At 65.5% G+C, this 8017-nt stretch carries 4 protein-coding genes; 2 read left to right on the forward strand and 2 right to left on the reverse strand.

All coding sequences use genetic code 11. The features are described from left to right. A partial coding sequence (locus tag TBU01S_RS22050) for an RHS repeat-associated core domain-containing protein (RefSeq protein WP_068639639.1) occupies nucleotides 1-5916 on the reverse strand: 5916 nt, incomplete at its 3' end. A gap of 162 nt (nucleotides 5917-6078) precedes the next feature. After that, nucleotides 6079-6306 carry an RHS repeat domain-containing protein gene (locus TBU01S_RS22055; RefSeq protein WP_217999680.1) on the reverse strand — a complete coding sequence of 76 codons (228 nt, stop codon included), beginning with the start codon at nucleotides 6304-6306 and terminating at the stop codon, nucleotides 6079-6081. Nucleotides 6307-6468: 162 nt separating this feature from the next. On the opposite strand from TBU01S_RS22055, the gene TBU01S_RS24360 reads away from it, so the two are divergent. Together TBU01S_RS24360 and TBU01S_RS24365 are read left to right on the forward strand one after the other, a co-directional pair. Next, entirely contained in the window at nucleotides 6469-7551 is a 1083-nt protein-coding gene (locus TBU01S_RS24360; protein ID WP_169802996.1) for a PilN domain-containing protein, read from the forward strand. Further along, on the forward strand, nucleotides 7548-8017 hold a 470-nt coding region (locus TBU01S_RS24365), incomplete at its 3' end, for a GspMb/PilO family protein (RefSeq protein ID WP_169802997.1). The genes TBU01S_RS24360 and TBU01S_RS24365, both read left to right, overlap by 4 nt.

An 8017-nucleotide genomic window follows, 5' to 3' on the forward strand; every position in this document is an offset into this window, starting at 1 on the left:
GGCTCCAACACCTGCACCAAGCGCTCCCCCGGCAGCATTAACAGTTGCTCCTAGCCAATCAGGACCTTTGCCTTCTAACAAATCACCTGCCACTGAGGCGGTCCCACCGACCGCACCACCTGTAAGACTAGTGTAGCCGATGGCTCTGCTAGTGCTTATCGTTCCTCGATAAGCTGCCTGAGCAAGTCGCCCTGCAACGTTGCCGGTAATCATCGCCCCAGAGCCAGCCATTCCGGCATCCCACAGGCTCACCTGATCCCACGACTTTTCGTCAATGTACATCTGAGTAAAGACATCAATTCCTGCACCGACTATGAACATTCCCGCATGAACCCAGAATTCTCCAGTGGGATCATTGAAGTTGACCGGATTGTTCCGCACATACGCATACAGGTTCAGATCATCCGCCGTCCCAATCGGATCGGTCTGCAGGAAGCGGCCGATCGCCGGCGAGTAGAACCGCGCCTTGTAGTAATACAGGTTCAACCCACCCAGGTACTGCTGCCCCGTATAGCGGAAGCGCACCCCGGTCGTCGTGTCTGGCTCACCATACGGGCCATAACGGTAGATCGCCGTGCTGGTGCCCGCGCTGTTGGCCGCAGCCACGATGCTGCCCAGATGATCGGCATACAGCCACGTCTTGTCGGTCGTGGCCGTGCCCTCGTACCACACCAGCGCTTCATCCACCCCGGGGCCATGCACGTAGCGGCGCAGCACCGTGCCCGCGCTGTCGTACTCGGCCACCAAGTCCACACCGTCGTACATCAGGTCGGTCACCGTGCCCGCCAGCGTCGTGCGGCGCAGCCGGCCTTCCGCATCGTAGGCCAGCGTCGCCGCATAGCCGCTCTTGTTCGCCGTCTTGAGCTTGTTGTCGACATCGTAGACGTAGGTCCACACCCCGTCGCCCGTCAGGTTGCCCCGGTTGTCGTGGGTGATGCTGGCCCCTGCCGCTGCGGTGTACTGATTCCGGCCGTTGACCGTGTAGCTCTGGGTACCGTTGGCGTAGCCTGCCCATTGGTACAGGTCGTTCGTCCAGCTCTGGCTCACGATCTCCTGCACCTGATTGCGGGTGTAGCTGGTGGTCTGGTCCTGCGCCGTACCGGCCAGGTTGTGCGCCAAGCTGGAGAGCGTGCCCTGCGCACCGTAGCCGTAAGTGGTCGTGGTGCCGTTGCCCAGCGTCACCGTGGTGCGCCGGCTCAGGTCGTCGTAGGCGTAGCTGGCCAGGTTGACCGTACCGGTTTCCTTGATCGCCGTCGGGCGGTTCAGCGCGTCATAGGTCATAGTGACGTAGAACGCCGTCTCCGGCCACGTGGTGCGCGTGCGGTTGCCCGCCGGGTCGTACTGGTAGGCCAGCGTCTTGGCCCCGGCCGTGGTGCTGGTGAGCCGCCCCGCCGCATCCCACACATAGTCCACGGTGTGGCTGTTGTTGGCGAACTTCGTCTGCGTGCGCCGGCCCAGCAGGTCGTAGCTGATCGCCACATTGTCCGCCGCAGTCGGGTAAGTACGGCCGATCAGGCGGTGCAGGTCGTCATAGACGAGCGTGACGTTCTGGCCACTGCGCTTGCGGTGCTTGGTGACGTTGCCGACCGCATCGTAGGTGAATTGCTCGTAGTCGCTCGTCGACGAGGTGCCGACCGTGGTGGGGTGCGGGTAGCGCAGTTTCACCCGGCGATCGTGACCGTCATATTCGTAGGTCGTGCGATTGCCCTTGGCATCGGTCAGCGTCAGCGGCAGGCCGTTGTTGCTGTAGGTGTAGGCGGCATAGGTCTGCGCCAGCGCCGTGCCCACCGCGCGATTGACGCTTTGCACGCTGTCGTCGGCGTTGTACACCGTCTCGGTGACCCGGTTGCCGCCCTGGGCCGAGGTCAGGTTCTCGGTGACACGGATCAGGCGGTCGAGGTCGTCGTAAGCGTAGTCGGTGACCGCCACCGGGGCAGCGGCCGTCGGGCACGTGGTGGCCGCGGCGGTGAGCGCCGGGCCCCAGGCCTTGAGCAGCTTGCCGGTCGTGGTGTAGCTGGTGCAGCTCACCAGCCACTGGCTGCCGAGCTGGGCCGCGCTGCGGATCAGCCGGCCGTCGTTGTCGTAGCCGAAGCGCGTCTGCTTGCCCAGCGCGTCGGTCGTCTGCGTGACCCGGCGCTGGCCGTCATAGGCGTGCGTGGTGGTGTCGGTGACGTCGGTGCGCGGGCCGTTGACTTGCGTCAGGTTGCCCACCGCGTCGAAGCTGAAGGTGGTCGTGAGGTTCAGCTTGCCGGTGCCCGAATCGGCCACCACCGTCTGTGGCACATATTTGTTGGCCGCGTTGTAGGCGGTGGTGCTGACCACCGTGGCGCTGGCGTTGATCTTGCTGGTCTGCGAGGTCTGCAGGTAGAAGCTCGGGTAGCCGCTGGCCGTGTAGGCGGTGTAGCCGTAGGTGGTCTGCGGCTGCACGCCGGCCGCATCGGCCGGGGCCGTGACCGTCAGCGGATTGCCCTGCGCGGTATAGGTATAGGTCGTGACCTTGCCCAACGCGTCGGTGGCGCTGGCCACCTTGTTGAAGGCGCTCTCGTAGGTGAAGCTGCTGGTCAGCGTCGCCAGGCCCGAGCCGGGCTTGGGCAACTGCTTGACCTCGGTGACGTTGTGCGTGCAGCGCTTGTCGGCGGCGGCGCACGGCGCGTCGTCGTAGCTGTATTCCAGCGCGTTGCCTTCGGGGAAGGTCTTGCGCGTCAGCCGGCCCTGGCCGTCGTAGGTGTTGGTGGTGACGCGGCCGAGTGGATCGACCGACTTCAGCACCCGGCCGAAGGCATCCACATAGGACACCTTGCTGACCGAGCCCGGCCCGACTTCTTCCGAGCGCGAGCCAGCGAAGTAATAAGTGTAGAGCTTGCCGGCAGCGTTGGTTTGAGTCTGCACCCGGCCCAGGCTGTCGTAGACGTTGGTGGCGAAGGCGACCGACGGGTTGCTCGGGTAGAAGAACTTCGTCACCCGCCCCGGCAGATCGTACTGGAAGGTGGTGAGCTTGGCGGTGGCGTCGGTGGAGCTGACGAGGTTGCCGCTGCTGTCGTAAGCGTAGCCGATGCTGCGCGTGCCGTCGCTGACCGCGCTGATGCGCGCGCCGCTGTAGCTGAAGTTGAGCACCCGGCCCAGGCTGTTGGCGACCTTGGTGAGATTGGCACCGCTGTAGGTGAACTTGGCCTGCACGCCGCTCGGGTGCGTGTAGGTCGCCAGCTTGCCCGCGCTGTTGAAGACAAGCTTGGCACGGTTGACCGTTTCGTACTGGTAGGTACCGTCGCCCTGCTTGGTCAGCCGCGCCGCGTTGCCCGGCGGCGGGTTGTAGCTGCCGTCGGGCAGCTTGACGAACACTTCGCTGTTCAGGCCCTGGGCCACGACCACGGTGTTGTCGATCAACTGGTCGGCGAACCAGCGCTGGCCCACCGTGGCGACGACCATCTTGTCCAGCGGCTTGGCCGCGTCGCTGAGCAGGTCGAGCGACACCAGCTTCTCGACCAGCGTGGGCACCGCGTCGAGCGCGGAGTCCTCGCCCATGCCCTGGAAGCCGTCCGAACCCATGCGGACGGTCGCCGCCAGGCTGTGCGTCCAGCCCTTGCCCAGCGGGCCGTCCTGTGTGCGTGCACCCGAGCTGTAGAGCTTCTGGACACCCAGGCTCAGCGGGAATTCGCCCACGCCGGTCTGGATGTCCTGGTGAGCATAGACGAAGTGGCCCTTCGTCATGTCGATGGGGTCGCCGAAGTAGGAGCCCGTCGTCTGGGTCGCAAGATTCTGCGACAGCGACAGCGACAGCGACAGCGTGTTGCTGACGAACTGGTTCTGCGCCTGCAGATTCGTCGAGAAGCCGCCTGCGAGCCCGCCGCCGATGATGGCGCCGATGCTCGTGCCGGTGCTGTTGATGGTGAAGTAGCCGGTCCCCGTCCAGCTACCCTCGGTCAGGTTGCAGCTGTCGGGCAGGATCAGCCGGTTGCCGGCCGTGATCTGGCCCTGGAAGGTCGTCAGCCACGATGCGCATCCCACCAGGTTCGGCTGCACCGCCGAGGCGTAGTTCGCCGAGGTGGCGTTGTAGATCTTCTTGTTGCCGGCCACGGCCATGTCGATGAGCTTGACCGTCGACACCGCGCTGACGCCCGTGGTCTGCTGCACCGCGGCCGATTCGAAGATGCTGGAGTGCATCGACGAGCTGTAGAAGACCGCGCGTTCCTTGGCCGCGTCCGCGCTCTGGCTGACCACGCCCACCATATTGCCCGGCAAGTCGACATAGGAAGCGCCGCTGTAGCCAGCGATGCCGACCTGGTGGTGGAACAGGGTGTTGGTGGCGGCGAGCCGGTCGGTGATGTAGTCCGAGTGGTTCACCTGCGCGATCCAGCTCGCCGACAGTACCGCCAGCGACGAGCCGAGCACGACCTCGGAAGCGTCGGCACTGCCGGCCGCCTTGGCGGTGTCGAGCTGGCCGCGGTAGCGCTCGACGAGCCCACGCCCGGCCGGCCCCCAGCCGTTGCCGATCAGGTAGGTGCCGCCCGCCTTGATCTGCTGGGTGAAGTTCTGGTTCGCCCCGGTGCTGCCGTAGGCGCCGTGTGCGACGTTGAAGGTGACGGTGCCGACCGTGCCCGGCGTGACGGTGGTGCCGGTGGCCTGCGCCACGCCGTCAAGCATCAGTACCGGCTTGTTCGCGCTGTTGTAGGTGATCGTCAGCCGCTTGCCGTAGATCGCGTCGGAGCTGTAGGTCTTGTCGATGCCCTGGTAGACGACCCGTAGCGTCGGGCTGTAGCTGGCCGGAATGTTCACCCATTCGGTCAGCGCGACCGAGGTGTCCCGGTAGGGCAGCGCGGTCTGGCGCAGCGGAGCACCGGTGTACGGTGCCACTGTCTTGCCGCCGATGACGTCGTCGAGCGTGCCCGCCGGCAGATTGGTGCGCAGATAGGTGGCCAGCGTGCTCGAATAGCTGGCGAGGTTGTTGCGGATGTTGTTGCGGTTGATGCCCTGCACGTAGTTGGCATTGACCGTGGCGCCGCTCTTGGCCGAGGTCAGATAGCTGCTGGCGTTGTAGCCGCTGACGGTGGCGAGGTTGATGCCGGTCTTGTGGACATGGGACTTGAAGCTCGGATCGAAGTAGTAGTTGGTGCCGCCGATGTTGACCTTCACCCACACGTGGTCGAACTTCATGCTGTGCAGCGCGGCGGTCGAGCCCGGGCAACTGCCCGCGGCCGTCGCCGTGACCGAGGAGACCGGAATCTGTGCCTGGCCGAACAGGTTGAGCACCCCGCACACGTTGCTGGTGTCGACCCCCAGCCAATCCTGCACCTGCGCGGCGGTGAGGTTGATGCGCCCCTTGACGTGGTTGGCAGTGAAGCCTGCCTCGCGCAGCAACTGCACCATCAGCGTGGCCTGGTCGAAGGCCGTGCCTTGGTTGTCGAGCAAGGTGCCGATCGCGCCTTTCTGGATGCCCCAAGTGGGGTAGTAGGCGATGTTGTTGCGGACGTACTCGTAGATCAGGTCCGGGTCGTTCTTGAGCGCACGCGCCAGTTCCGCGATCGAGGCCGGCCCGGTCGGCGCGGTGTCGCCCGCAATCCGCATCGCCGACATCGCCGGTTCGCGGCCAGGGGCGGCGCTGCGCCCGGCTTCATGCGGCACGCCCTGGTTCAGCCCCTGGGGCAGTTCACGGGCGTGGATGGCTTGCTCCGACTCCTCGGGCGTGACCGGGGCCAGGATGGCACGGTTGACGCCGGGGCCGTGCTCGATGCGCTCGCGTTGCACGCCGCCCTTGGCCGTGCGGGCCGTGGCCGCCAGGGGCTGGGGCAGTTCCACCACCGCCGGCACGCCCTGGCCGAACTGGATGTTGCCCTCGGCCAGCGCCGAACCCGAGAACAGGCCGGCGACCACCACCGCCAGCATGCTCGCGCGCAGCGAACCTTTGTTGCGTTCTGACATGATCGAACTCTCCCGAACAAATACGAAATACGCAGCGAGGCCCGCCCACGACATGCGAACCGCATGCCCGAAAAGCGCACGACGCCCCACGGCCCGCCCGCGCGGGCCGATACAGAACTCAAGGGAAAAACAATGGAAAGGCGGCCATTGGCCGCCAGGGGATCAGGGCACGCCGGTGGTGACCTGGCTGACGCGGTTGCCGGCCGCGTCGTAGGTGTAGGTGATGACCACGCCGTTGCTGTAGGTGGCCGTCTTGACGCGGCCCAACTGGTCGTAGGTGTAGCTGACCGAGCCGGCCAGCACGGGCATGGACAAGCCCAGCAAGGTGGCCAGCACCAGGGTGCGCATGCTCGCACCCGACGCCGGCTTCAGGGTCCGACTCTCACTCATCACCACTCTCCCCTATTGAAATGGACTGCAGCCCTTCGCCTTCGCCCACAGTTTCGACTACACTCTGACGACATACCCCGACCGCATGCTCAAGCTGACTGACATCGTTCGAAACAAACATACCATTGTCAACAATAAACCCCAAATAAATATCCACACCCGATGATCAAAGGAAAAACCCGGCGCAATGGAATCCGCGCCACCCTGCCCTTGCCCGCCGGAATGGCCGATGCGCTCCGGCATGCGTGGCACTGGTGGCGCGAAGAAATGCACGGGCTCATCGCGCCGGCCACACAGCGCTTCACAGGCACCGGCACAACCGTCACCCTCGTCTCGGATGCACATGGCACGCCGCACCTGCACGAGCAGCACCGAGCGTCGGGCGGACTGCCCGACGACTGGCAAGCCGCATGCAGGGACAGGCCCGTCATCATGCTGATGGACTCCGCGCAGGTGATGCGGCTGCCACTGACCTTGCCCCGCGCGGCCCGCAGCAGCCTCAAGGACGCCGTCCGCTACCGCCTGGCAGCAGAAGCGCCGATCGACCCTGCGGCGCTGTATTTCGACATCGGCGGGGTATCGGCCGGAAGCAATCGAGATGAAATCAGAGTGGATGTCGCCCTGTGCACACGGGAGCAGGCCGCGAGGCTGGAGGCTGCCGCCGAACGGGCTGGCACAACGGGATGCGTGGTCGGTTTCTCGCCGGAGGGTCATCCATCCCCCACGTTCATCTTTTCGGTGTCGCGGGGCGCGCAGCATGCGCTCGCGACGACGCGCCTGAACCGATGGCTGTTCGCATCCGCTTGCGGCATCGTGCTTGCAATCGGGCCGGCGCTCCATGCAGGCGCATCGTGGCTCACCGCACGCACCCAGGCCGCCATCGACGAAAGCCGGGCGGTTCAAGGCAAGGCCATTCGCCTGGCCGAAGAACAGGCGCGGCTGTACGCCGTTCAGGATGCCGTCTCGGCTGTACGTGCGTCGCCGGGCCTGCTGCTCGTGCTCGAGGATGTTGCCGCCCATCTGCCGAAGCAGGCATGGGTCAGCCAGCTTCATTACGAACAGGGCGGCCTCCGGATCACCGGCCATGCCGCCGACCCGACAACGGCCGCCCGCGCACTGGAGCAGGCCGGCAGCTTGAGTGCCGTCCGGCTGGAATCGGTGTCGCGGCTGGATCCTGGCTCGGGCACGGCGGATGTGCCGCAGTTCGTGATGCAGGCAAGGCTCGCCCGGACAGGTGCCCGATGACACATCTTCCGCTGGCCGTACGGCGAACGCTTGCGATCGTGTTGGGCTGCGTCCCGCTGATCATGGCGTGGTCGCTTGTGATCCGTCCCCTGCACACGCTCACCACCGCTGCCATCGAGCGCCTGGACGACTCCCGTTTCGAACTGCAGCGCCTGCGGCTGCTGGTAGCCACAAACGATGTACTGGCACCCGATGAACTGGCACGCCAGTCGCACGAGGTTGCTGCGTGGGTTTTTCGGTCGCGCACGGACGGCGCAGCAGTCCTCAGTGCCGTGGATGAGCTGGTCCGTGGCGCCGGCGTCGAGCTGAATGAACTACGGGCTGCCGAGCCTCAAGCACAAGGGCCTCTGACCCGATTCTCGGTGGACTTGAAAGTGACTGCACCGGAAACCGAGCTGGTTCAGCTGCTGGCGGCCTTCGCCCATCACCGGCCGCTGCTGACGGTCGACCGCGCAGTGATCCTGTC

The sequence above is a fragment of the Thauera butanivorans NBRC 103042 genome (assembly GCF_001591165.1).
GTDB classification, from domain to species: Bacteria; Pseudomonadota; Gammaproteobacteria; order Burkholderiales; family Rhodocyclaceae; genus Thauera; species Thauera butanivorans.